This window comes from Erwinia sp. OLFS4 (assembly GCF_002752165.1).
GTDB lineage: Bacteria > Pseudomonadota > Gammaproteobacteria > Enterobacterales > Enterobacteriaceae > Izhakiella.
Genome location: NZ_MOMB01000053.1, coordinates 41,188 through 64,589 on the forward strand (window position 1 = coordinate 41,188; position 23,402 = coordinate 64,589).

Sequence of the window (23,402 nt, forward strand, 5' to 3'; positions counted from 1 at the left end):
TCGTGCTCTGGCGCTGTGTCTGATGCTGATTTGTCTTGCTGTGCGTGCCGATCGTATCCGCGATCTGACTAGTGTGCAGGGGGTACGTGATAACTCGTTAATCGGTTATGGCCTGGTGGTAGGGCTGGATGGTACAGGCGACCAGACGACGCAGACGCCTTTCACCACCCAGAGCGTGAATAACATGCTGTCACAGCTGGGTATTACCGTGCCTGCCGGAACGAACATGCAGCTAAAAAACGTGGCGGCTGTGATGGTGACCGCCCGCTTGCCTGCTTTCAGCCGTCAGGGACAGACGATTGACGTGGTGGTGTCTTCTATGGGTAATGCGAAAAGTCTGCGCGGGGGGACATTGCTGATGACGCCGCTAAAAGGGGTCGATAACCAGGTTTATGCACTGGCTCAGGGTAACATTCTGGTTGGCGGTGCCGGTGCAGCGGCCGGAGGTTCCAGCGTGCAGGTAAACCAGCTTAACGGTGGGCGTATTACCGCTGGGGCAACCATAGAACGCGAGATTTCAAGCAACTTTGGTAGCAGCAATACGATTAATCTGCAGCTTAATGAAGATGATTTTTCCACAGCACAACGCATTAGCGAGGCAATTAACCGCCAGGGGTATGGCATTGCTCAACCCCTGGATGCCCGAACCGTACAGGTGCGACTGCCGCCAGGCAATGCCTCGCAGGTGCGTACCCTGGCATATATTCAGGATCTGGATGTGCCGGTACCAATACAGGATGCCAAAGTAATCATTAATTCGCGCACCGGCACTGTGGTGATGAACCGCGAAGTGATGCTGAGCGCTTGTGCGGTAGCCCAGGGCAATCTGTCGGTTACGGTGAATCAGCAGCAAAATGTCAGCCAGCCTGATACGCCATTCGCCGGGGGTAAAACAGTGGTGACCCCGCAAACCCAGATCGATTTACGTCAGTCCAACGGTGCGCTGCAAAGCGTGAATGCCAGTGCCAACCTTAACAGCGTGGTGCGTGCACTGAATGCGCTGGGTGCCACACCGATGGATTTGATGTCGATTCTGCAATCTATGCAGAGTGCGGGTTGTCTGCGTGCCCGGGTGGAAATTAACTAATGAACGATACGCAATCGCTGATGAACGCGGCTTATGACAGCCGCTCACTGAATGCGCTTAAACGGGCGGCAAGTGCGGATCCGAAAGCCCATGCACGCGAAGTTGCAAAGCAGGTAGAGGGGATGTTTGTGCAGATGATGCTGAAAAGTATGCGCGATGCCCTGCCAAAGGATGGTTTGCTGAGCAATGATCAGTCGCGACTTTATACCTCAATGTACGATCAGCAGATAGCGCAACAGATAGGTGAAAAAGGGTTAGGACTGGCCGATACCATCGTACAGCAGATGGCCGGTCCCCAGGCGCCGGATGAAAATGCCGGTAGCGTACCGATGGCGCTGGATAAAAGGTTCATTAATACGCTGCCTCCGCTAATGATGACGCAGATGGTAAGCCGTGCGGTTCCGCACATGCCGCCTGCTGATGCGACGATGCATGCAGATAGCGCACAGTTTCTTGCCCGGTTATCACAACCGGCGCAAATGGCCAGCCGGCAAAGCGGGATCCCGCATCATCTTATCCTGGCTCAGGCTGCACTGGAGTCCGGCTGGGGGCAGCGTGAGATTCTGACGCAGGATGGCCGCCGCAGTTACAACATTTTTGCTATCAAAGCCAATGCCAGCTGGCAGGGGAAAACCACGGAAGTGATGACCACCGAATATGAAAACGGTGTGGCCCACAAGATAAAACAAAAATTCCGCGTTTATGACTCTTACTTTGACGCACTGAATGATTACGTCAGGCTGCTGAGCAGTAATCCGCGTTACGCGGCAGTGACAACGGCGTCAACTCCGGAACAGGCTGCCCATGCTTTACAACAGGCGGGTTACGCCACCGATCCGCAATATGCCCGTAAGCTGGTAGGAATGATTCAGCAATTCAGAAATATAGGTGAAAAAGTCGTCAAAGCATATAGCGGTGATTTAACCACACTGTTTTAACGCATATATCCTCAAGTCCGGCCTTCGGCGGCCGATAACAAAGGTAGGTTGATTTGTTTCAACACAAGCTGAAAGGCATCCATTCGGGCCGAACAGAGAGAAAGGAACCACAATGTCCAACTTAATTAATTCCGCGATGAGTGGACTCAATGCTGCGCAGAATGCGCTAAGTACCACCAGTAATAACATCAGCAATTACGCGGTAGCCGGATATTCACGTCAAAGTATCATGCTGGCGCAGGCGAAAAGTACGCTGGCAGGCGCTCAGTTTTATGGCAACGGCGTCACCACTGCCGGCGTCAACCGCGAATACGATCGTTTTATTAGCGCGCAGCTGCGCGGGGCGACAGCCATCAACAGCGGTCTGGCTACCCAGTATGATCAGGTGTCGAATATTGACAACCTGCTGGCAGATTCAACCACATCAATTTCCAGCTCGATACAAAGTTTTTTTAGCAGCGTGCAGAACGTGGTTAACAGCGCGGATGACCCTTCAGCGCGGACCACTTTACTCGGCAGTGCGGCCGATCTGGTGAACCGCTTTAAGACAACGGATGATTATCTGCGCGGTCTTGATGCCAGCGTCAACACATCAATAGCGTCAAATGTTGACCAGATAAACACCTATTCATCGCAGATTGCGAATCTTAACAACCAGATTGCCAGGCTGAAAGGTGCGGGGGCCGGTAACGCGCCTAATGATCTGCTCGATCAGCGCGATCAGCTGGTGAATCAGCTCAATCAGCTGGTGGGAGTTAACGTCAGTCAGCAGGATGGGGGCAGCTATATTATCAGCACCGCCGCTGGGGTGAACCTGGTTCAGGGCGATAGCTACAATAAACTGGCTGCCGTGCCTTCAGCCAAAGAGACTGACCGCCTGACGGTAGCCTCAGTCGATCCCATTACCGGTGCTACCAGTGAGATTGCGGAAAAATACCTGAACAGCGGTTCGCTGGGTGGGGTGATCCAGTTCCGTTCACAGAACCTGGATCCGGCACGCAATCAGCTTAATCAGCTGGCGCTGACGCTGGCAGACAGTTTCAATATTCAGCATGAGCAAGGCTATGACGCCCATGGCGCTAAAGGGGAGGCATTTTTTAATTTTGGCTCAGCTGCGCTGGTGGGGAACAGCAAAAATAGCGGTATGGCCAGTTTAAGCGCCAGCTATACCGATAGTAGTGCGGTTACCTCCAGTGATTACCAGATAGATTTTGACGGCTCGCAATGGAACGTGACCCGGCTTTCCGACAACAGTACGGTTAGCGTCACCAGCGGTAAAGATGGCAACGGTAATCCGACGCTCAGTTTTGATGGTCTGCAAATTCGCATCAGTGGGCAGGCGGCTGCCAGAGACAGTTTTTTGCTAAAACCGGTGAGCAATGTGATTGCTGGCATGGGGGTCAATGTCACCGATGAGTCACAAATCGCGGCAGCGGGAAGTCAGGGCAGCGGCCAGAGTGATAATGAAAACGCCACAAAGTTGTTGGCTCTGCAAACCAAAAAAGTGGTTAATGGCAGAAGTACGTTAACCCAGGCCTATGCCAGCCTGGTCGCCAGCGTCGGCAATCAGACTGATACTCTGAAAACCACCAGTACGACACAGGCTGCCGTCGTTACCCAGCTCACCAGTCAGCAGCAGTCTGTTTCCGGTGTCAACCTCGATGAAGAGTACGCCAACCTGACGCGCTACCAGCAGTACTATACCGCCAATGCTCGGGTATTACAGACCGCTTCGACGACGTTTGATGCGCTGATCGGTGCGCTAAGCTGACCGCTAACGAAGAAGGACAGAGAATATGCGTCTTAGTACCAATATGATTTATCAGCAACAGACTAACGGTGTACTTAATGCACAAAGCAGCTGGCTTGAGGTGGGTAAACAGCTTTCTACCGGCAAACGGGTGATCAATCCATCTGACGATCCGATCTCAGCGTCAAATGCCGTGATGCTGAATCAGGCACAGGCGCAGGGTTCTCAGTATGCTTCTGCGCGCAATTTTGCCAGCCAGCGTATTTCGACGGAAGAGAATACCCTCAAGCAGGTGACTAACCTGGTGTCTGATGCACAGACAATCCTGGTGGCGGCTAATAATGGCACCCTGTCAGATGATGACCGGGCATCTTATGCCACGCAACTAAAAGGTCTCCGCGATCAGATACTTAATCAGGCAAACAGTACTGACGGTAACGGGCGTTATGTTTTTGCAGGCTATAAATCAGACAGTGCGCCATTCACCATGGATGACAACGGCAATGTGACATACCGCGGTGGGAACACCGCTATCAGTCAGCAGGTGGATGCCAACCGTAGTGTGATTACTAACCATACCGGCGCTCAGGTCTTTATGACCCTAACCAGCAATGCCAAAAAAGAGCCGGACGGAAGCGAGGGCGAAAGTAATATTTTTGCCACCCTGAAAACGGCCATTGACGCACTGGACATGCCGGTTGCCGGCGATGAATCTGCGACAACAGACTCACAGACGGCGCTGGCGAAGGCAATGCGCGGACTGGGTAACTCGTACAATAATATTCTGTCGGTACGTTCTGAACTGGGCAGCAGCCTGACTGAGTTGTCCAGCCTTGATTCGCTGGGGGACGATCGCTCGGTAATTATGCAAAGCCAGATGAGTAAGCTGGTGGATGTGGATTACACCAGTGCTATCTCTTCTTACACCATGTTGCAGGCTCAGCTTACAGCCTCTTACAGCACGTTTCAGCAGATGGCGAAGATGTCACTGTTTCAGCATAACTAGTCTTATTTTTGCTCTTTGAACGGGCTTAAACCGGGTCCGTTTACTTTCACCCGCTAAGCTTGTTGTGGTTAGCGGGTTTTTTTTGCCTGGAAATGGGGTAAAAAAAGCCCCGGAATGACCGGGGCCTGATTGATTATGGCAGGATTACTGCGGGCGAGTGGCCGGCGCCGTTGCCTGACCGGTTGCCGTATGACCACCGGCTGCACCTTTACCACTAAACGCAAAGGCCGGACGTACCCAGTCACTGTGACGGCCGGGTTCCGCAACGTATGCCGGCGCGGGGGCGCGGGTGGCCGGTGCACTGGCATAGCGGGGGGACGCCGATGGCTGGTCCGTTAGCGCAACAACGGCAGGTGCAGTATCACGTGCCGCTACCGGCGCATGGGGTTCCTCAATTTCTGCCTGCGGTGCCGTCGGATCTGGCTGGGTAAAGCGGGCCAGGTCGGCTTCAGTCTCCGCACTGACGTCGGCAGGATGGCTGGCTGCCTGTTGGCTGATTGCTTCAGCCACAGAATGCGCCTCTTGCTGCGTCTGGGTCGGCGTTTCGTCGGCACTTTCCTGCACGGCCTTAACAACGTCTTCAACACCGGCTGAGGAAGCTGCTTCCACTGGCTGCGCCTGTTGCGCGATATGTTGAACAAGTTGATCATCGGCAGCGCTCGTCACGCTGGGTTGCTGGTCTACGGGATGACTAATGGCTTCGCTTTGGTCGGCATTGACAATGGTCACCGCAGGCTGTACCGGGTCAGAGATTTGAACCGGTGCGGCCTCGTCACTGTCGGTTACCGTTGCCGGAGTGACCGTGGCAGGCAGCGCAATAGCGGCGGCGGTTTCTTCACCATCGTAAAGCGGCTGAGCTTCGGCAACAGTCGGTTGCGCTTCTTCATTAACCGGGTAGTTTATCCAGACTTTGCCGGAAGCCAGTTCAGGCGACGCGCTGGCACTGCTAAGTGTCATCGGTGATTCTTGCGGATAGCGTTCATCACGATAACGGCGGCGGCGCTGACCGCTTACCCGCAGATGACGCGGAGAACGGCGCGAACGACGCGGCATATTACCGTTTTCACGTGCTTCATTGTCATCTGCCGGTGATGCGACATTTTCCGGCGCCGCAGACTGCGTTTCCACCACGGATGACGTCAGCGGCTGACTGCTGTCAGCGGACAGCTCAGTATTTTCGCTGACGCGCACTTTTTGCGTTAGCTGACGCGGTTTACGGCGCGGCATGACCTGCACAGGTTCGGCTCGATTGTCAGCCTCTTCCGCCGTTGTTTCACCCTGAGTCTGGGTCTGTTCAGCCGCTTTTGCTGCAAGCTGTGCCTGCCGTTTTTCTTCCTGACGACGGCGCTGACGTTCAGCGCGCTGCTCGCGGCGTTGCTGCTGCTCTTCGCGCTGTTGCTCACGTGCTTCATCGCTTTGCTGTACCGCCGCCGGCTGTTCATCACGCACTGCAGCGTTCTGGCGTTTGTTACGGCGATTATCATCACGGTTTTCACCGCTGCGGTTATCGCGTTGGCGCTCATTGCGTTCGCCACGTTCGTTACGCTCATTGCGATCGCGACGGTTGTTACGATCGCGGCGGTTATTATTGCGCTCACGACGTTCACCCCGTGCCGCGCTTTGCTCTTCGCCTGTGCTGCGGGTTACCTCTATCGCGCTGGCCGGAGCCTGAGCCGGTTCGGCCGCAAACATTTTTTTCAGACCACTAAGCAGTCGGCTAACCAGACCGACCGTTGCTGGTTTTGCCGCTTCAGGCTGTTTTTTAACATGACTGCGTGAGGCAGAAGCTGCCGCGCCAGACGCTGTGTCATGTGACGCGGGGACCGCATCCTGCATGACAAATGCGGCCAGTGCCGGCGTTTCGGGCCGACGTCGTTCGGCATGTTCCTCTTCAGAAGGCAGAGCCATTTCCGCTTCATGCAACTTGGGCAGGTGATAACTCAGGGTCTGTGTTTCTTCCCCTTTACGCACGCGTAATACGGAGTAATGCGGTGTTTCCATCCGTTCGTCAGGCACGATAACCGCCCGTACATCACCCTGACGCCGTTCAATGGCGCTGACAGCTTCACGCTTTTCGTTAAGCAGATAGGATGCGATTTGCACCGGTACGATGGCATGGACTTCTTTGGTGTTTTCCTTCAGCGCTTCTTCTTCAATCAGGCGCAGAATGGAAAGAGAAAGGGATTCGTTATCCCGCACGGTGCCGGTTCCGCTGCAGCGTGGGCATACGTGATGACTGGACTCACCGAGCGAAGGGCTGAGACGCTGACGTGACATTTCCAGCAGGCCGAAACGTGAAATATGGCTAATCTGAATACGTGCCCGATCCTGGCGCACCGCCTCACGCAGACGATTTTCAACGGCGCGCTGATGGCGTACCGGCGTCATATCGATAAAGTCGATGACAATCAGGCCACCGAGGTCACGCAGACGTAGCTGTCGGGCGATTTCGTCGGCCGCTTCAAGATTGGTATTAAACGCGGTTTCTTCAATATCACCGCCACGAGTTGCCCGCGCCGAGTTGATATCAATAGCCGTTAAGGCTTCAGTGGTATCGATAACGATTGAACCGCCGGAAGGCAATCGCACTTCGCGCTGAAAAGCCGATTCAATCTGTGACTCAATCTGATAATGGCTGAAAAGCGGAATTTCACCGGTATACAGTTTGATTTTACTGCTGAAGTCCGGCCGGCCCAGCGCAGCGATGTGCTGGCGTGCCAGTTCCAGTACTTTCGGATTGTCGATCAGAATTTCACCGATATCCTGACGCAGATAATCGCGGAAAGCACGCACAATGACGTTACTTTCCTGATGAATCAAAAAGGGAGCCGCACGGTTTTCTGCGGCTTTTTTGATCGCTTCCCAGTGTTTCAGGCGGAAGCTGAGATCCCATTGCAGGGCGTCGGCCGATTTACCCACACCGGCAGTACGCACGATCAAACCCATGCCGTCCGGCAGTTCCAGCGCGGATAGCGCCTCTTTAAGCTCGGTACGATCGTCGCCTTCAATTCGGCGTGAAATACCCCCTGCACGCGGGTTATTCGGCATCAGAACCAGGTAACTTCCGGCCAGGCTGATAAAGGTGGTGAGGGCAGCTCCTTTGTTGCCACGCTCTTCTTTATCAATCTGGACGATCACTTCCTGCCCTTCACGTAACACGTCCTTAATGTTAGGGCGTCCATGTGCGTTGTAGCTATCAGGGAAGTAGTCGCGGGAGATCTCTTTCAGGGGGAGAAAACCGTGTCTTTCTGCACCATAATCAACAAATGCGGCTTCCAGACTGGGTTCAATGCGGGTGATTTTTCCTTTATAGATGTTGGCCTTTTTCTGTTCATGTCCGGGACTTTCTATGTCCAGATCATACAGACGTTGTCCATCAACCAGGGCAACACGCAACTCTTCCTGTTGAGTCGCGTTGATCAACATTCTTTTCATCGTAACTTACTCATTATTCTTACATTAGTGACAGAGCTACGGGCATGATGACGCTGGACGTGAATCACCGATGGCCCCGTGTCTCTTTGCTTTGTCGTCAACCTCACGGTTGTCGCCAGCTAAGGGGCGCAAACTCTCGGCAGCCTGTTTTTCATATGGAATAACAGCGCTTACAGGGGGGGGCCGCTACTGAAAACAGCAAGTGAACCAATCCCGTTTTACCGTCCAGGCTGCAACCCGCAGCCCGCTAAATGCCTGATTTCACAAAACGTCTTACGCCATTGCTGCGTGTATGTGCTATCCGGCAAAATATTATTAATACGCTTTTTTCTTGTTTTCGCAAAGTTTGCAGGAAAACCTGTGTATTATTCCATTGCAAACCCAGAGATAGCAAGGTGACTTTTCCGACCCTGAGAGTTTAATGCGGCTTTAAATTAGCGAGGACGTGGTTTTAACCCCTGTCGCTTAAAAAATCTGCACAAACCTTTTTTTTAACAGGTCTGACTGTCAGTTAAGCACAGAAAAAGAAGTGGCGCTATGCCCGCACGGTAATTAGAATCGCCCACCATGAAAACGACATCTCCTTCCGTTCAAAATGTGACAATCTCCGACGATGAAGCGGGGCAGCGAATCGACAACTTTTTACGTGCCCGGCTCAAAGGTGTGCCAAAGAGCATGATCTATCGTATTTTGCGTAAAGGCGAAGTACGGGTGAATAAAAAACGCATCAAGCCCGAATATAAACTGGAGAGCGGTGATGAAGTCCGTATTCCACCGGTCAGAGTGGCGGAGCGTGATGACGCCGTTGTCTCACCCAGGCTGGAAAAAGTGGCCTCTCTGGAAGCCTGTATCCTGTACGAAGATGACGCTATTCTGGTGCTGAACAAACCGTCAGGCACCGCTGTGCATGGCGGTAGCGGCTTAAGCTTTGGGGTAATTGAAGGGCTGAGAGCGCTGCGACCACAGGCGCGTTTCCTTGAGCTGGTTCATCGACTCGACCGCGATACTTCAGGCGTGCTGCTGATTGCTAAAAAACGCTCGGCCCTGCGTGCGCTGCATAGCCAGCTGCGTGATAAAGGCATGCAAAAGGAGTACCTGGCGCTGGTCCGCGGTAACTGGCCTTCGCATCTGAAAGTGGTGCAGGCACCGTTGCTGAAAAATATTTTGCAAAGTGGAGAAAGAGTTGTGCGCGTGAGCGCTGAGGGTAAACCGTCGGAAACCCGCTTTAAAGTTGAATCGCGTTTTGCCAACGCTACGCTGGTAAAAGCCAGCCCGGTTACCGGCCGGACTCATCAGATACGTGTTCATAGCCTGCATGCAGGCCACCCGATCGCTTTTGACGATCGTTATGGCGATACAGTTTTTGACCGCGAACTGGCCTCCACGGGCCTGTCCCGACTGTTTTTGCATGCTGCCGCGTTGACCTTTAGCCATCCGGTTTCTGGCGAGACACTGCGCGTTGAAGCACCGCTGGACAACGCGCTGAAAGCCTGTTTGTCAGCGTTACGGACGAAAGCTTAGGCCGGCCCGTCATACCCGACTATCAGGCCTGCAACAGCGGATCGTAGCCAGCCTGACGTAACATGGCACACAGGGCAATAAGCGGCAGGCCAATCAGGGCGTTGGGATCGCGCCCGTCAAGCCGTTCAAAAAGACTAATGCCCAGCCCTTCACTTTTAAAACTGCCGGCACAGTTCAGCGGTTGTTCGCGTGCAACATAGCGACTAATCTCCTGTTCACTCAGGTTGCGGAAATAGACGTCGAACGGTTCACAACACTGTTGCAGCTGATTATTACGGCTATCAAACAGCGCAAGGCCAGTATAAAAAGCGACGCATTGACCACTGGCGCGGGTGAGCTGCTGGCAGGCGGCCTGCGCCGTATGCGGTTTACCGGTAATCTGGCCATCCAGCACACAGACCTGATCGCTGCCAATAATCAGATGTTGCGGATAGCGGCTGGCCAGCGCCAGCGCTTTGGCGGTCGCCAGACGCTGAACCAGTGCCGGCGCCAGTTCTCCGGGCTGTGCGCTTTCATCAACCTGCGGCGCGGCGCTAATAAATGGTAATCCCAGTGTCACGAGTAAAGATTTGCGAAAAGGGGATGTGGAAGCTAAAACCAGCTGAGGCATAATTTTTTTCACAACTTGTAGCGTTAAAAGAACTCTCATTTTAAACTGTGCGCCGCATTGGATGCGAATACTGGGTGAAAGATGCTGGAAAACGGCCTTTTTCTTTGACTCTATGTCGTTACAAAGTTAATATGCGCGCCCTATGCAAAAGGTAAAATTACCCCTGACGCTTGATCCGATCCGTACTGCTCAGAAACGCCTTGATTACCAGGGTATTTATACCCCCGAACAGGTTGAGCGTGTCGCCGGGTCAGTCGCCAGCGTGGACAGTGATGTGGAATGTGCAATGACCTTTGCCATCGACAGTCAGCGTCTTGCTGTATTGAGCGGCAGTGCAAAGGTTGAGGTAACGCTGACTTGTCAGCGTTGTGGACAGCCGTTTGCACACAAGGTCGACGTAAGCTACTGTTTCAGCCCGGTCAGAAGTGACGATCAGGCCGAAGCATTACCGGAAGCCTACGAGCCGGTTGATGTCGACGAATTTGGCGAAATCAACCTGCTGGCATTGATTGAAGATGAAATTATTCTCGCCTTGCCTGTGGTACCGGTGCATGATTCTGAACACTGTGAAGTGTCCGAAGCGGACATGGTTTTTGGCAAGTTGCCTGAAGAGGCAGAAAAACCAAATCCATTTGCCGTATTAGCCAGTTTAAAGCGTAAGTAATAGGAGTAAGGTCCATGGCCGTACAACAGAATAAACCAACCCGTTCCAAGCGTGGTATGCGTCGTTCACATGACGCGCTGACTACGTCCACTCTGTCAGTAGATAAAGTTTCTGGCGAAACTCATCTGCGTCACCACATCACTGCGGATGGTTACTACCGCGGTCGCAAAGTTATCGTTAAGTAATTCTTGCGGCTGCGCAAGGCGATACTTTGACTCGTTTGACCCTGGCGATTGATGCCATGGGCGGGGATTTCGGTCCCTGCGTCACAGTGCCTGCTGCATTGCAGGCACTGGCCGCAAATTTGCAGTTACATCTCCTGCTGGTCGGTGACGCCGACGCTCTCTCATCATCACTTTCTAAAGCTGATTCCGCCCTGCGTGAACGCGTGCAGATTATTGCCGCTGAATCAGTTATCGCCAGTGATGCCAAACCCTCTCAGGCGATCCGCCACAGTCGCGGCTCTTCGATGCGCATCGCGCTGGAGATGGTTAAAGAAGGTAAGGCACAGGCTTGTATCAGCGCGGGAAATACCGGGGCGTTGATGGGGCTGGCAAAACTATTGCTTAAACCGCTGGAGGGCATTGAACGTCCGGCGTTAATGACCGTACTGCCTCATCAGCAGCAGGGAAAAACCGTCGTGCTCGATTTAGGCGCTAACGTCGATTCTGATAGTACTATGCTGGTGCAGTTTGCGGTGATGGGGGCGGTGATGGCGGAAGAAGTGCTGGCAATTGCCAATCCGCGCCTTGCTTTACTTAACATCGGTCAGGAAGAGAGTAAAGGGCTGGATACGATCCGTGATGCCGCAGAAATACTGCGAGCGTCAGCCAATATCAACTACATTGGTTATCTTGAAGGTAACGATCTTCTTAGCGGAAAAACAGACGTGCTGGTTTGCGATGGTTTCGTCGGCAATGTTACGCTGAAAACCATGGAAGGCGTGGTAAGAATGTTTCTTTCGCTGCTGAAATCGCAGGGTGAAGGGCAAAAACGGGTCTGGTGGATGACACTGCTGGGTCGCTGGATACAGCGGCGGCTGGCAACGCGCTTCGGCCATCTCAACCCCGATCAATACAATGGCGCCTGCCTGTTAGGATTGCGCGCTACCGTTATTAAAAGTCATGGCGCTGCCAACCAGCGGGCTTTTATGGTGGCAATTCAGCAGGCAGAGCAGGCGGTGCAACGGCAGGTTCCGCAACGGATCGCCGTGCGCCTTGAAGCGGTATTACCAAAGAGCGACTAAGTGTACATGTATACAAAGATTCTTGGTACGGGCAGTTATTTGCCCGCACAGGTGCGTACTAACGCCGATCTGGAAAAAATGGTGGATACCTCGGATGAGTGGATAGTTACGCGCACCGGTATTCGTGAACGGCGCGTTGCTGCTGCTGACGAAACGGTTGCCTCTATGGGCACCCAGGCGGCGAAGAACGCACTGGAAATGGCCGGCATCAGGAAAGAAGATATCGGATTAATCATTGTTGCGACCACTTCGTCCAGCCATGCCTTTCCCAGTTCGGCCTGTATTATCCAGCAACAGCTGGAAATTAATGACTGCGCGGCATTTGATATTGCAGCGGCTTGTGCCGGTTTTACCTACGCCCTGAGCATTGCCGATCAGTATGTTAAAAATGGCGCGCTGAAATATGCCTTAGTTATAGGTTCTGATGCGCTGGTGCGCACACTGAATCCTGAAGATCGCGGTACCGTCATTTTGTTTGGTGATGGTGCCGGTGCCGTGGTGCTGGGCGCCAGTGAGGCGCCAGGAATTATTTCAACGCACCTGCATGCTGATGGCCGTTATGGCCAGTTGCTGACGCTGCCTTATCCGTCACGCGACCCGCAGGCAGAAGCAACCTGGCTGACCATGTCCGGCAACGAAGTGTTTAAAGTTGCGGTCACTGAACTGGCACATATTGTTGAAGAAACGCTCAGTGCCAACCAGCTGGATCGCAGTGAACTTGACTGGCTGGTGCCGCATCAGGCTAATCTGCGGATTATCAGCGCGACGGCGAAAAAACTTGGCATGGGTATGGACAAAGTGGTGGTGACGCTTGACCGTCATGGCAACACCTCGGCCGCCTCAGTTCCCGCTGCGCTGGATGAAGCGGTCCGTGACGGACGTATTCAGCGTGGTCAGTTAATTTTGCTGGAAGCCTTTGGCGGCGGATTTACCTGGGGTTCCGCGCTGGTTCGTTTTTAATAACAGGAAAAAATGATGACGCAATTGGCAATGGTTTTTCCCGGTCAGGGATCGCAGACGGTTGGCATGCTGGCAGAACTGGCGGCGGCATTCCCGCTGGTTGAGGAGACATTTCGTGAAGCTTCGGCCGTGCTGGATTATGATCTCTGGCAGCTGGTGCAGCAGGGGCCGGCAGAAGCGCTAAACAAAACCTGGCAAACTCAGCCGGCGTTGCTGGCGGCCTCAGTTGCGGTTTTTCGCCTTTGGCAGCAGCAAAATGGGCCACAGCCAGCACTGCTGGCAGGCCACAGTCTCGGCGAGTATTCCGCGCTGGTTTGTGCCGGCGTGATGCGCTTTACCGACGCGGTTAAACTGGTGGAATTGCGTGGCCAGCTGATGCAGCAAGCGGTGCCAGAGGGCACGGGGGCGATGCAGGCTATTATCGGCCTGGATGATGCGGCTATTGCTCAAGCCTGTGAAGCCTCTGCGCAAGGAGAGGTGGTTGCGCCGGTCAATTTTAATTCCCCCGGTCAGGTGGTGATTGCCGGAAATAAAGATGCCGTGGAACGTGCCGGTGCCGCCTGCAAAGCCGCCGGCGCCAAGCGCGCGCTGCCGTTACCAGTCAGTGTGCCTTCACACTGTGCGCTGATGAAGCCGGCAGCAGAACAGCTGGCGCTGGCGCTGGAAAAAATTTCCTTTAGTACCCCGGTTTTTCCGGTGGTAAATAATGTTGATGTAAAATGTGAAACTGACGCTGATGCTATTCGCGATGCGCTGGTTCGTCAGCTCTATAATCCGGTTCGCTGGACCGAAAGCGTGGAATTTATGGCCGCTCAGGGCGTGACATCGCTGCTGGAAATCGGGCCGGGAAAAGTGCTTACCGGACTGACCAAACGTATTGATAACACCCTGAATGCGTCAGCCGTGAATGACCCGGCAACGTTAACCGCAGCGCTTGAACAATAACACGAGGAAAACCATGAGTTTTGATGGGAAGATAGCCCTGGTGACCGGTGCCAGTCGCGGTATCGGTCGGGCGATTGCTGAAACGCTGGTTTCACGTGGTGCCAGAGTTATTGGCACCGCCACCAGTGAAAAGGGCGCCAGCGCCATTGATGATTATCTGGGCAATAACGGTATGGGTCTGGCACTTGACGTGACCGATGCCGCCTCAATTGACAGCGCGCTGGAAAAAATTCGCGCTGAGTTTGGCGAAGTGGACATTTTAGTTAATAATGCAGGCATCACCCGTGACAATCTTCTCATGCGCATGAAAGATGACGAGTGGCAGGATATCCTCAACACCAATCTGACATCGGTGTTCCGTCTCTCCAAGGCGGTGATGCGTGCCATGATGAAGAAACGTACGGGCCGGATTATTACCATCGGTTCGGTTGTCGGCACAATGGGCAACGCGGGCCAGGCAAATTACGCTGCAGCAAAGGCGGGATTGATCGGGTTCAGTAAATCCCTGGCGCGTGAAGTGGCGTCACGGGGCATTACTGTTAACGTCGTGGCTCCGGGGTTTATTGAAACGGATATGACACGAGCATTGAATGAAGACCAACGGGCCGGCATTCTGGCCGGGGTTCCGGCGGGTCGTCTGGGCGACCCACAGGAAATTGCCAGTGCCGTTGCATTTTTAGCTTCTGACGAGGCGGCGTACATTACCGGTGAGACGCTTCACGTCAATGGCGGAATGTATATGGTCTGATAATCACGAAATCTATTTGCGTTATTTGGGGTGATTCACGCAAAATAACGTCAAATCGTGGTTAGACCAGCCGGGATTTAGTTGCATCTTTTTCAACTTTTTATACACTACGAAAACCATCGCGAAAGCGAGTTTTGATAGGAAATTTAATAGTATGAGCGACATCGAACAACGCGTTAAGAAAATCATTGCCGAGCAGCTGGGTGTGAAAGAAGAAGAAGTGATTAACAGTGCTTCTTTCGTAGAAGATCTGGGTGCTGATTCTCTTGACACTGTTGAGCTGGTTATGGCTCTGGAAGAAGAGTTTGATACTGAGATTCCGGACGAAGAAGCAGAGAAGATCACTGACGTTCAGAAAGCGATAGATTACATCAACGCACATAAGACTAACTAAGTGAACTTCCCAGGCGGTCAGTTGACCGCCTGAGTTTTATGCAGCGTCCCATATTATTCTAAGTTTACCCTCCCTGGAGGACGAACGTGTCTAAGCGTCGTGTAGTTGTGACCGGTCTGGGCATGTTGTCTCCTGTCGGCAATACCGTAGAGTCAACCTGGAGTGCTCTCCTTGCCGGACAGAGTGGCATCGGCCCGATCGACCATTTTGATACCAGTACTTACGCAACGCGTTTTGCAGGTCTGGTGAAAGATTTTAATTGTGATGACATTATCTCGCGCAAAGATCAGCGCAAGATGGATGCATTCATTCAATATGGGGTTGTTGCAGGCGTTCAGGCCATGCAGGATTCTGGCCTGGCTGTCACCGATGAAAATGCCAGCCGTATTGGGGCCGCAATTGGTTCTGGTATTGGCGGACTTGGTCTGATTGAAGAAAACCACAGTTCGCTGGTTAACGGCGGTCCGCGGAAAATCAGCCCGTTTTTTGTGCCTTCTACCATTGTTAATATGGTCGCAGGCCATTTAACGATTATGTACGGCCTGAAAGGACCGAGCATTTCTATTGCGACCGCCTGTACTACCGGCGTGCATAATATTGGCCATGCGGCGCGCATCATTGCTTACAATGATGCCGATGTGATGCTGGCCGGTGGTGCGGAAAAAGCCAGTACGCCTCTGGGTGTCGGCGGATTTGGTGCCGCGCGGGCGCTCTCTACCCGCAATGAAGATCCGCAGGCTGCCAGCCGGCCGTGGGATAAAGATCGTGATGGCTTTGTCCTGGGTGATGGTGCCGGTATTCTGGTACTGGAAGAGTATGAACACGCCAAAAAACGCGGCGCAAAAATTTACGCGGAGGTGGTTGGTTTTGGCATGAGCAGCGATGCGTATCATATGACCTCTCCGCCGGATGATGGTGCAGGTGCCGCGCTGGCCATGGTCAATGCCATTCGTGATGCGCAAATTAACCCTGAACAGATCGGTTATATCAACGCTCATGGGACTTCAACACCTGCCGGCGATATCGCCGAAGCTCAGGCCGTGAAGTCGGTGTTTGGCAATGCGGCCGGTCAGGTGATGGTCAGCTCAACGAAATCGATGACCGGGCATTTGCTTGGCGCGGCGGGAGCAATAGAAGCGATTTATTCGATTCTGGCGCTGCGCGATCGGGTCATTCCGCCCACCATCAATCTGGATAACCCGGATGAGGGATGCGATCTGGATTTTGTACCCCATACCGCCCGTCAGGTAAACGCGCTGGATTACACGCTGTGTAACTCTTTCGGCTTTGGCGGTACCAACGGTTCGCTGATTTTCCGGCGTATTTAACCGTGAGTATTGCCTCAGGCGCACAAATCAGGGCCCGCAATGCGGGCCTTTTCACATACTGAATAATCCTTATTTGCTAGAGGTGATTCCTGTCGCTGTGACAGGTACTCTTACATCAACGCGACAAAACGGGAAAACCAGTGATACTGATCAACGGGATTGCACAGCATCAGCTTGCCGCCAGCGACCGTGGCCTGCAGTTTGGCGATGGCTGTTTTACCACCGCCCGGGTCCGCCATGGCCGCGTGATCTGGCAGCCCGCACACCTGGCCCGTCTTAAGGAAGCCTGTCAGCGGTTGATAATTGCTTTTGAACAATGGCCGGCGCTTGACAGGGAGATGCAAACCCTCGCCGCGCAGCACGATGAAGCCGTGCTGAAGGTGGTTATTACCCGCGGCAGCGGAGGCAGGGGCTACAGCCCTGCCGGCTGTGGTGATGCCACGCGAATTGTTCGCTGTTCCGCCTATCCTGAGCATTATGCCGCTCTGCGCGAGAAGGGGGTGCGACTGATGCAGGTGAAGACCCCCTTAGGCCTGAATCCGCTGCTGGCAGGTTTGAAACATCTTAATCGCCTTGAGCAGGTACTGATTCGCAACGAACTTGATGCCAGTACGGCAGACGAAGCGCTGGTGCTTGACACTCAAGGGTGGCTGGTGGAATGCTGTGCCGCTAACCTGTTCTGGCGCAAGGGGAAACAACTGTTTACCCCGGATTTAACCCGCTGTGGTGTGGCCGGTCTGGCCCGCCATCGTCTGATCCAACAGGCAAAAACACTGGGCTGGACGGTGGCCTGCGTGCGCGAGACTCCGGCGGTATTGCGTGATGCCGACGAAGTTTTGATTTGTAATGCGTTGATGCCGCTGCTGCCGGTTTATCAGGCTGAGACATACCGTTATTCGTCTCGTGAATTTTATCATCAGCTAACGGCAAACCATGACGAATGGAAATAATATGAAAAAAAAACGCAGGTTACTTTGCAGCGTGCTGGTGGTGTTGATCATCGCCGCCGCAGGCGTTTACTGGAAGGTGAAACAGTTTGCCGCTTCCCGGCTGAAACTCAGCCAGGAATTGATTTTTACTTTGCCCGCCGGCACCGGCCGCGTCGGACTGGAAGCGTTACTGGTACAACAAAACGTGATTGATTCCGGACTCTGGTTTGACCTGCTGTTAAAGAGCGAACCGGCGCTGGCAAAATTTAAAGCCGGTACCTATCGCTTTCAGCCAACCATGACGGTGAGGCAGATGCTGGCATTGCTGGCCAGTGGCAAAGAGGCCCAGTTTCCACTGCGATTTGTCGAGGGCTCCCGTCTGAGCGAATGGTTGCAGCAGCTGCGTTCGGCGCCCTATATTAAGCATACCCTGAGTGAGGATAATGCCGCAGCGGTTGAAAAAGCACTCGATCTGAAAAATGGTGCAGAAGGCTGGTTTTATCCGGATACCTATGCCTACACAGCCAATACCAGCGATGTAGCAATCCTTAAACGTGCCAATGCGCGCATGAAGCAGATAGTAGAACCGCTATGGCAAACGCGCAGTGAAGGGTTGCCCTATGCCGATCCTACCGCCATGATCACCATGGCATCGATTGTGGAAAAAGAGACGGCAATACCGGCAGAACGTACCCGGGTGGCTTCGGTCTTTATTAACAGATTACGTCTGGGGATGCGGCTGCAAACCGATCCGACGGTGATTTACGGTATGGGTGATAACTATAAAGGCATGCTGACGCGCGCCGATCTTGAAACGCCAGGCCCTTACAATACTTATACGATTACCGGTTTGCCACCGGGACCAATAGCTATGCCCGGTAAAGCCTCGCTGGAGGCCGCAGCACACCCGGACAAAACGGATTTTCTCTATTTTGTCGCTGACGGTAAAGGTGGCCATACTTTTACCACTAATCTGGTCAGTCATAACCGTGCGGTAGCAGCCTGGCGACAAATAGAAAAGGAAAAGCATGAAAAGTAAGTTTATTGTCATTGAAGGGCTGGAAGGTGCAGGCAAAACGACTGCACGTGATGCGCTGGTAGCCGGACTGCAACAGCAGGGTATTCGCGATATCGTGTTTACCCGTGAACCCGGCGGTACACCGCTGGCGGAAAAGCTACGCGAGCTGATTAAGCAGGGTGTCGATGGTGAAGTAATAACTGACCAGGCGGAGCTGCTGATGCTCTATGCTGCCCGTGTTCAGCTGGTGGAAAATGTCATTAAACCTGCGCTGGCACGCGGTAGCTGGGTAATTGGCGATCGCCATGACCTTTCTTCACAGGCCTATCAGGGCGGGGGACGTGGCCTGGATACCACTCTGATGACAACCTTGCGCCAGGCTGTTCTGGGGGATTTTACCCCGGACCTTACACTCTATCTGGACGTTCTGCCTGAAACCGGCCTGCAGCGCGCCAGGGCGCGCGGTGCGCTTGACCGGATAGAACAGGAGTCACTTAACTTTTTTCACCGCACCCGAGAGCGCTATCTGGCGCTGGCCGCAGCGGATAGCCGTATCATTACCATTAATGCAATGCAGCCACTGGATGTGGTGAGTGCTGAGATTCGTCATACCCTGACAAACTGGCTCAGGAAACAATCATGAACTGGTATCCCTGGCTGACGGCCCCATACCGACAGCTGGTTGAACAGCACCAGCAGGGACGGGCACATCATGCGTTGCTGATACAGGCACAACCAGGTATGGGGGACGCATCGCTGGTCTGGGGGCTGAGCCGCTGGCTGATGTGCCAGCAGCGTGACGGTCTGAAGAGCTGCGGCCATTGTCACAGCTGCCAGCTTATGCAGGCGATGACCCATCCCGACTGGTACCGGCTTGAAGCAGAACCGGGTAAAAGCGCGCTGGGAATTGATGCCGTGCGTCAGGTGACAGAAAAACTTTACCACCGCGCACAGCAAGGCGGGGAAAAAATAGTCTGGCTTCCCGCTGCCGGCCAGCTGACAGAAGCGGCCGCCAATGCTTTGCTAAAAACGCTGGAAGAACCGCCGGACAGTACCTGGTTTATCCTGTGCAGTCACCAGCCAGGACGGCTACTGGCAACGCTGCGCAGCCGCTGTATCAGCTGGCATCTGGCGCCGCCGGAAGAGACTTTCAGTCAGCAGTGGTTGCACAGTCAGACGCAAAAAAGTGCGGAGGAAATCATTACTGCGCTGCGGCTGAGCAGCGGCGCACCGGTCGCCGCACTCGGGCTGCTGGACGACAAGCGCTGGGCGGCGCGTCACGCGCTATGTCAGGGGCTGCCTGGCGCATTGTCTGAGGATATGTTAAGCCTGCTGCCCCTGCTCAATCATGATGACGTTGCTGAACGTCTCGGCTGGCTGTGTACGCTGCTGCTCGACGCGCTGAAATGGCAGCAAAATGGTGCCCTGTCGCTGGCAAATATTGACAGCCAGACGCTGGTAAGTCAGATTGCCAGCCGTTTACCGGCCAGGGTGCTCGATGAAAGCCTGCGTCAGTGGATGCACTGTCGTGAACAGCTGCTAACGGTAGCGGCCGTTAATCGTGAATTACTGCTGACCGATTGCTTATTACGCTGGGAAAAGCTTCTGGCTGCCAGCCCGTTACAGGAAAACGGATAATGTTTATTGTTGACTCCCATTGCCACCTTGATGGCCTGGATTATCAGAATTTACACCGCGACATTGATGATGTACTGGCGAAAGCCGCCGCGCGTGACGTGCGGTTTTGTCTGGCGGTGGCCACCACCTTACCCGGTTACCAGGCGATGGTTGCACAAATTGGTGAACGCGATAACGTTGCCTTCTCCTGCGGTGTCCACCCGCTTAATCAACAGGATGAATGGGATTTCAGTGAACTTCATCGTCTGGCGGCAGATAAACGGGTGGTTGCGCTCGGTGAGACCGGGCTGGATTATTATTATCACCCGGAAACCCGTCCGCGTCAGCAGGCCGCCTTTCGCGAACATATTCGGGTTGGACGCCAGTTAAACAAACCGGTGATTGTACATACGCGCGACGCGCGCGAAGATACGCTGGCGTTGTTGCGTGAAGAGCAGGCGCAGGAGTGCGGTGGTGTGCTGCACTGTTTCACCGAAGACCGGCAGACCGCAGAACAGCTGCTTGATTTAGGTTTTTATATTTCTTTTTCCGGCATTGTCACATTTCGCAATGCTGAGGCACTGCGTGATGTTGTCCGCTATGTGCCGCTGGAACGTATGCTGGTTGAAACTGATTCCCCCTATCTGGCCCCCGTGCCACATCGGGGTAAACAAAATCAGCCGGCCTATACCCGTGATGTTGCTGAATATCTGGCGGTGCTGAAAGGCGTCACGCTGGCGCAGCTGGCCGAGGTTACCACCGCGAATTTTTGCCGCTTATTTCACATTGCTCCGCAAAAGCTGGCTACGGCGCAATGAGAGAAACAGATCAGTGTTACCCTCTAATACTGATTGCCCGCTATGCTAAACCGGTGTGTAGGGCGGTGAAACCTGCTTAGCGTACGTAAGCCGCGCTTTTAGTTTGAAAGTAAACAGGTTTTCCGCTCATACTGACAAAATGAATTGGCAGGCGTATTGTAAAAATTATCCTATCGCTAAGGACGTGCATCATGGCTGAAGAAACCATTTTTAGTAAAATAATTCGTCGCGAAATTCCGGCCGATATTGTCTATCAGGACGAGCTTGTCACCGCTTTCCGCGATATTTCACCGAAAGCACCTAGCCATATTTTAATTATTCCCAACGTGGTCATCGCTACCAGCAACGATGTGTTACCCGAACACGAGGCCGCGCTGGGACGGTTATTTAGCGTTGCGGCGAAAATTGCCCGTCAGGAAGGGATTGCGCAACAAGGCTACCGGCTGATTGTCAACTGCAATGAGCATGGCGGTCAGGAGGTTTATCATCTTCATATGCATCTGGTGGGTGGACGCCCGCTGGGACCTATGCTGGCCCGTTAATCCGGAGTGGAACGATAATGCGTCAGGCCTGGCTTATTCTGATGATACTGCTGCTTGCGGCTTGTAGTCGCGATCGGACAGTGATTAATACGTCACAATCGCTGGTGATGGAATCAGCGGTGCTGTCTGCAGGAATTACCACCACGCAGCCAGTTATTGCTGAAAGTAACGGTCAGCAACGGGCATCGGCGACGCTCTATAATGAGCAGGAGCATGCGGTGAGGATTAATTACCGTTTTTACTGGTATGACGATCGCGGTCTGCAGATACTGCCTTTCGAGAAAGCGCGCGCAATTACGGTACCCGCACATAGTAAAGCTGGCATAGCGTCTCTGACCGGCAACCTGACGGCGAGTAAGGTCAGACTTTATCTTTATCTTTAAGGGGAGAAGGTGTGGAAAAGCGTATAACCAGATTGGCGGGATTGCTGGCGCTGTCTCTGCTGCTCAGTGGCTGTATTGTTCAGCAAAAACCGGCGCCCGTTGAACCCACGCAACCGGTACACCCGGTACAACCGCCGGTAACGGCACCGCAGGAACCGGTTGAACCACCGCAGCCGCCTGAGACCGTCCCCCAGCCGCCTAAATTGCAATCGCTTAACTGGGATGCCAGCGTCAGGCCGCTGGTGGCAAAAATGCTGCGAACTGAAGGGGTTACGCCTGGCAGCGTTCTGCTGGTTGCCGGGGTGCGTAACAATACTAACGGCAGCATTCAGTCAGCAAAAGTAACCAGTGCGGTGAGTGCTGCGCTGAGCGATCAGAAACTATTTACGCTGGTATCGGCGCCGCAGCTGGAAGCCGCGCGGCAGAGTCTTGGGTTGTCAGCTGAAGACAGCCTGTCTACCCGCAGTAAAGCCATTGGTATCGCCCGGGCCGCCAGCGCCCAGTATGTGCTTTATACTAGCGTCAACGGTGATGTCAAAAGCCCGACGGTGCAAATGATGTTAATGCTGGTACAAAGCGGTGAAATTATCTGGTCCGGTAACGGCGTTGTACAGAACTGAGCCCGGCTTAGCGCGCCTGGTTTCTCAGCAGTTTCCGGCGGCGCAGGCCGCCGGTTCTGTTTCATTGCTGCAGGGCTTAACCGGGCTGACATACCAGCTTGTCTGTGACGACCAGCGACTGATAGCCCGGCGTCAGCCGGCGGATCAGCAGTACATTCCCGGCGTTTGTCGTCAGCGGGAATACCGCCTGCTGCGTAAGCTTGCTGCCAGCGGTCTCGTGCCGGTTGCGCTTGGCTGGCAATCGCCCTGGCTGTTACTCAGCTGGAGGCCGGGTGAAAGCACGGCAGCGCTGCCAGCTGCCGATTTTGAAGCCGGCCTGCTGCCATTGCTGTGTCATTTACACCGCCAGTCACCGGTAGGCTTTCCGTTGAATTTGCCGGCATTGCTGTGGCGCTACTGGCAGCTTTGCCATCCGCGTGATAAAACTCCCCGCTGGCTTGCTGAGCTTAAAAAGCTGGCGCGGCAGGGGACGCCGGACGCCCTGCGTAACGCGCCTTTGCATCTGGATATTCACCGTGGAAACCTGTTGCAAACCGATCAGGGGCTTAGTCTGATTGACTGGGAATATGCTGCTGACGGTGATATTGCGCTGGAGCTTTGTATGCTGCACAGTACGGCTACCGTTTCAGCAGCCGGCTGGGGGAAGTGGCTTGATGCTTACGCCAGTACCATGGCACTCGACAGGGCGGTACTGGCTGCACAGATTGAACGCTGGCGCCCATGGGTGCGATTATTAATGGCCAGCTGGTACACGCTCCGTTACCAGCAGCGTCAGGATGCCGGGCTGAAAACTCTGGCGCGTGATGCCTGGCATCTGATTGAAACAGCATAATGGATGAGGTA

24 protein-coding genes are annotated in these 23,402 nt (G+C 53.9%); 22 read left to right on the top strand and 2 right to left on the bottom strand.

Annotated features, from left to right (window positions below; translation table 11 throughout):
* Nucleotides 1-22 precede the first annotated feature (22 nt).
* From BL249_RS13050 to flgL, 4 genes are all read left to right on the top strand, one after another.
* Nucleotides 23-1,087 (top strand): flagellar basal body P-ring protein FlgI, encoded by a 1,065-nt coding sequence (locus tag BL249_RS13050; protein ID WP_241898889.1) that lies wholly within the window; start codon nucleotides 23-25, stop codon nucleotides 1,085-1,087.
* Complete coding sequence (gene flgJ / locus BL249_RS13055; RefSeq protein ID WP_099704604.1) at nucleotides 1,087-2,025, top strand: flagellar assembly peptidoglycan hydrolase FlgJ; 939 nt, start codon at nucleotides 1,087-1,089, stop codon at nucleotides 2,023-2,025. The genes BL249_RS13050 and flgJ overlap by 1 nt, the downstream gene beginning before the upstream one ends.
* Before the next feature lie 112 nt (nucleotides 2,026-2,137).
* Entirely contained in the window at nucleotides 2,138-3,796 is a 1,659-nt protein-coding gene (gene flgK / locus BL249_RS13060) for a flagellar hook-associated protein FlgK (RefSeq protein ID WP_099704605.1), read from the top strand.
* A gap of 25 nt (nucleotides 3,797-3,821) precedes the next feature.
* Nucleotides 3,822-4,781: a flagellar hook-associated protein FlgL gene (gene flgL / locus BL249_RS13065; RefSeq protein WP_099704606.1), complete on the top strand. Its 960-nt coding sequence runs from the start codon at nucleotides 3,822-3,824 to the stop codon at nucleotides 4,779-4,781.
* 144 nt (nucleotides 4,782-4,925) lie between these two features.
* Here the strand turns inward: flgL and rne are convergent, their stop codons facing one another.
* On the bottom strand, nucleotides 4,926-8,216 hold the full coding sequence (gene rne / locus BL249_RS13070; RefSeq protein WP_099704607.1) for a ribonuclease E: 3,291 nt from the start codon (nucleotides 8,214-8,216) through the stop codon (nucleotides 4,926-4,928).
* A gap of 567 nt (nucleotides 8,217-8,783) precedes the next feature.
* On the opposite strand from rne, the gene rluC reads away from it, so the two are divergent.
* Nucleotides 8,784-9,737, top strand: a complete 954-nt coding sequence (rluC, locus tag BL249_RS13075) for a 23S rRNA pseudouridine(955/2504/2580) synthase RluC (protein WP_099704608.1) — start codon at nucleotides 8,784-8,786, stop codon at nucleotides 9,735-9,737.
* A 22-nt stretch (nucleotides 9,738-9,759) separates the two neighbouring features.
* Here the strand turns inward: rluC and BL249_RS13080 are convergent, their stop codons facing one another.
* Nucleotides 9,760-10,347 carry a Maf family protein gene (locus tag BL249_RS13080; RefSeq protein ID WP_099704645.1) on the bottom strand — a complete coding sequence of 196 codons (588 nt, stop codon included), beginning with the start codon at nucleotides 10,345-10,347 and terminating at the stop codon, nucleotides 9,760-9,762.
* A 142-nt stretch (nucleotides 10,348-10,489) separates the two neighbouring features.
* On the opposite strand from BL249_RS13080, the gene yceD reads away from it, so the two are divergent.
* The 17 genes from yceD (at nucleotide 10,490) to thiK (ending at nucleotide 23,391) form a co-directional block, all read left to right on the top strand.
* Nucleotides 10,490-11,011, top strand: coding sequence for a 23S rRNA accumulation protein YceD (yceD, locus tag BL249_RS13085; protein ID WP_099704609.1), 522 nt, complete (start codon nucleotides 10,490-10,492; stop codon nucleotides 11,009-11,011).
* A gap of 14 nt (nucleotides 11,012-11,025) precedes the next feature.
* Complete coding sequence (gene rpmF / locus BL249_RS13090) at nucleotides 11,026-11,196, top strand: 50S ribosomal protein L32 (protein ID WP_038626789.1); 171 nt, start codon at nucleotides 11,026-11,028, stop codon at nucleotides 11,194-11,196.
* A 26-nt stretch (nucleotides 11,197-11,222) separates the two neighbouring features.
* On the top strand, nucleotides 11,223-12,257 hold the full coding sequence (plsX, locus tag BL249_RS13095) for a phosphate acyltransferase PlsX (RefSeq protein WP_099704610.1): 1,035 nt from the start codon (nucleotides 11,223-11,225) through the stop codon (nucleotides 12,255-12,257).
* A gap of 6 nt (nucleotides 12,258-12,263) precedes the next feature.
* A complete protein-coding gene (locus BL249_RS13100) occupies nucleotides 12,264-13,217 on the top strand; it encodes a beta-ketoacyl-ACP synthase III (protein WP_099704611.1) in 954 nt (317 codons plus the stop codon).
* Nucleotides 13,218-13,232: 15 nt separating this feature from the next.
* Nucleotides 13,233-14,162: an ACP S-malonyltransferase gene (gene fabD / locus BL249_RS13105; RefSeq protein ID WP_099704612.1), complete on the top strand. Its 930-nt coding sequence runs from the start codon at nucleotides 13,233-13,235 to the stop codon at nucleotides 14,160-14,162.
* A gap of 13 nt (nucleotides 14,163-14,175) precedes the next feature.
* A complete protein-coding gene (gene fabG / locus BL249_RS13110; RefSeq protein ID WP_099704613.1) occupies nucleotides 14,176-14,910 on the top strand; it encodes a 3-oxoacyl-ACP reductase FabG in 735 nt (244 codons plus the stop codon).
* Between the two features lie 154 nt (nucleotides 14,911-15,064).
* Nucleotides 15,065-15,304, top strand: a complete 240-nt coding sequence (acpP, locus tag BL249_RS13115) for an acyl carrier protein (protein WP_099704614.1) — start codon at nucleotides 15,065-15,067, stop codon at nucleotides 15,302-15,304.
* A gap of 86 nt (nucleotides 15,305-15,390) precedes the next feature.
* Nucleotides 15,391-16,632: a beta-ketoacyl-ACP synthase II gene (gene fabF, locus BL249_RS13120; protein WP_099704615.1), complete on the top strand. Its 1,242-nt coding sequence runs from the start codon at nucleotides 15,391-15,393 to the stop codon at nucleotides 16,630-16,632.
* A gap of 140 nt (nucleotides 16,633-16,772) precedes the next feature.
* Complete coding sequence (gene pabC / locus BL249_RS13125; protein WP_099704616.1) at nucleotides 16,773-17,582, top strand: aminodeoxychorismate lyase; 810 nt, start codon at nucleotides 16,773-16,775, stop codon at nucleotides 17,580-17,582.
* A 1-nt stretch (nucleotide 17,583) separates the two neighbouring features.
* Nucleotides 17,584-18,600: an endolytic transglycosylase MltG gene (mltG, locus tag BL249_RS13130; protein WP_099704617.1), complete on the top strand. Its 1,017-nt coding sequence runs from the start codon at nucleotides 17,584-17,586 to the stop codon at nucleotides 18,598-18,600.
* Nucleotides 18,590-19,222: a dTMP kinase gene (gene tmk, locus BL249_RS13135; RefSeq protein WP_099704618.1), complete on the top strand. Its 633-nt coding sequence runs from the start codon at nucleotides 18,590-18,592 to the stop codon at nucleotides 19,220-19,222. Before mltG ends, tmk begins: the two co-directional genes overlap by 11 nt.
* Nucleotides 19,219-20,217: a DNA polymerase III subunit delta' gene (holB, locus tag BL249_RS13140; RefSeq protein WP_099704619.1), complete on the top strand. Its 999-nt coding sequence runs from the start codon at nucleotides 19,219-19,221 to the stop codon at nucleotides 20,215-20,217. The genes tmk and holB overlap by 4 nt, the downstream gene beginning before the upstream one ends.
* The gene (locus BL249_RS13145) at nucleotides 20,217-21,014 is read left to right on the top strand and encodes a metal-dependent hydrolase (RefSeq protein ID WP_099704620.1); all 798 of its coding nucleotides are present in this window, start codon (nucleotides 20,217-20,219) and stop codon (nucleotides 21,012-21,014) included. Before holB ends, BL249_RS13145 begins: the two co-directional genes overlap by 1 nt.
* Before the next feature lie 191 nt (nucleotides 21,015-21,205).
* Nucleotides 21,206-21,556, top strand: coding sequence for a purine nucleoside phosphoramidase (hinT, locus tag BL249_RS13150; RefSeq protein WP_099704621.1), 351 nt, complete (start codon nucleotides 21,206-21,208; stop codon nucleotides 21,554-21,556).
* 17 nt (nucleotides 21,557-21,573) lie between these two features.
* Entirely contained in the window at nucleotides 21,574-21,939 is a 366-nt protein-coding gene (locus tag BL249_RS13155) for a YcfL family protein (protein ID WP_099704622.1), read from the top strand.
* A 23-nt stretch (nucleotides 21,940-21,962) separates the two neighbouring features.
* A complete protein-coding gene (lpoB, locus tag BL249_RS13160) occupies nucleotides 21,963-22,559 on the top strand; it encodes a penicillin-binding protein activator LpoB (protein WP_099704646.1) in 597 nt (198 codons plus the stop codon).
* Nucleotides 22,546-23,391 carry a thiamine kinase gene (gene thiK / locus BL249_RS13165; protein ID WP_099704623.1) on the top strand — a complete coding sequence of 282 codons (846 nt, stop codon included), beginning with the start codon at nucleotides 22,546-22,548 and terminating at the stop codon, nucleotides 23,389-23,391. Before lpoB ends, thiK begins: the two co-directional genes overlap by 14 nt.
* Nucleotides 23,392-23,402 lie beyond the last annotated feature (11 nt).

What these genes read in the sequence shown, in the direction of transcription:
- BL249_RS13050 (WP_241898889.1), top strand. Translation starts at nt 23, where the DNA reads ATGCTGATTTGTCTTGCTGTGCGTGCCGATCGTATCCGCGATCTGACT.
- flgJ (WP_099704604.1), top strand. Translation starts at nt 1,087, where the DNA reads ATGAACGATACGCAATCGCTGATGAACGCGGCTTATGACAGCCGCTCA.
- flgK (WP_099704605.1), top strand. Translation starts at nt 2,138, where the DNA reads ATGTCCAACTTAATTAATTCCGCGATGAGTGGACTCAATGCTGCGCAG.
- flgL (WP_099704606.1), top strand. Translation starts at nt 3,822, where the DNA reads ATGCGTCTTAGTACCAATATGATTTATCAGCAACAGACTAACGGTGTA.
- rne (WP_099704607.1), bottom strand. Translation starts at nt 8,216, where the DNA reads ATGAAAAGAATGTTGATCAACGCGACTCAACAGGAAGAGTTGCGTGTT.
- rluC (WP_099704608.1), top strand. Translation starts at nt 8,784, where the DNA reads ATGAAAACGACATCTCCTTCCGTTCAAAATGTGACAATCTCCGACGAT.
- BL249_RS13080 (WP_099704645.1), bottom strand. Translation starts at nt 10,347, where the DNA reads ATGCCTCAGCTGGTTTTAGCTTCCACATCCCCTTTTCGCAAATCTTTA.
- yceD (WP_099704609.1), top strand. Translation starts at nt 10,490, where the DNA reads ATGCAAAAGGTAAAATTACCCCTGACGCTTGATCCGATCCGTACTGCT.
- rpmF (WP_038626789.1), top strand. Translation starts at nt 11,026, where the DNA reads ATGGCCGTACAACAGAATAAACCAACCCGTTCCAAGCGTGGTATGCGT.
- BL249_RS13100 (WP_099704611.1), top strand. Translation starts at nt 12,264, where the DNA reads ATGTATACAAAGATTCTTGGTACGGGCAGTTATTTGCCCGCACAGGTG.
- fabD (WP_099704612.1), top strand. Translation starts at nt 13,233, where the DNA reads ATGACGCAATTGGCAATGGTTTTTCCCGGTCAGGGATCGCAGACGGTT.
- fabG (WP_099704613.1), top strand. Translation starts at nt 14,176, where the DNA reads ATGAGTTTTGATGGGAAGATAGCCCTGGTGACCGGTGCCAGTCGCGGT.
- acpP (WP_099704614.1), top strand. Translation starts at nt 15,065, where the DNA reads ATGAGCGACATCGAACAACGCGTTAAGAAAATCATTGCCGAGCAGCTG.
- mltG (WP_099704617.1), top strand. Translation starts at nt 17,584, where the DNA reads ATGAAAAAAAAACGCAGGTTACTTTGCAGCGTGCTGGTGGTGTTGATC.
- tmk (WP_099704618.1), top strand. Translation starts at nt 18,590, where the DNA reads ATGAAAAGTAAGTTTATTGTCATTGAAGGGCTGGAAGGTGCAGGCAAA.
- holB (WP_099704619.1), top strand. Translation starts at nt 19,219, where the DNA reads ATGAACTGGTATCCCTGGCTGACGGCCCCATACCGACAGCTGGTTGAA.
- BL249_RS13145 (WP_099704620.1), top strand. Translation starts at nt 20,217, where the DNA reads ATGTTTATTGTTGACTCCCATTGCCACCTTGATGGCCTGGATTATCAG.
- hinT (WP_099704621.1), top strand. Translation starts at nt 21,206, where the DNA reads ATGGCTGAAGAAACCATTTTTAGTAAAATAATTCGTCGCGAAATTCCG.
- BL249_RS13155 (WP_099704622.1), top strand. Translation starts at nt 21,574, where the DNA reads ATGCGTCAGGCCTGGCTTATTCTGATGATACTGCTGCTTGCGGCTTGT.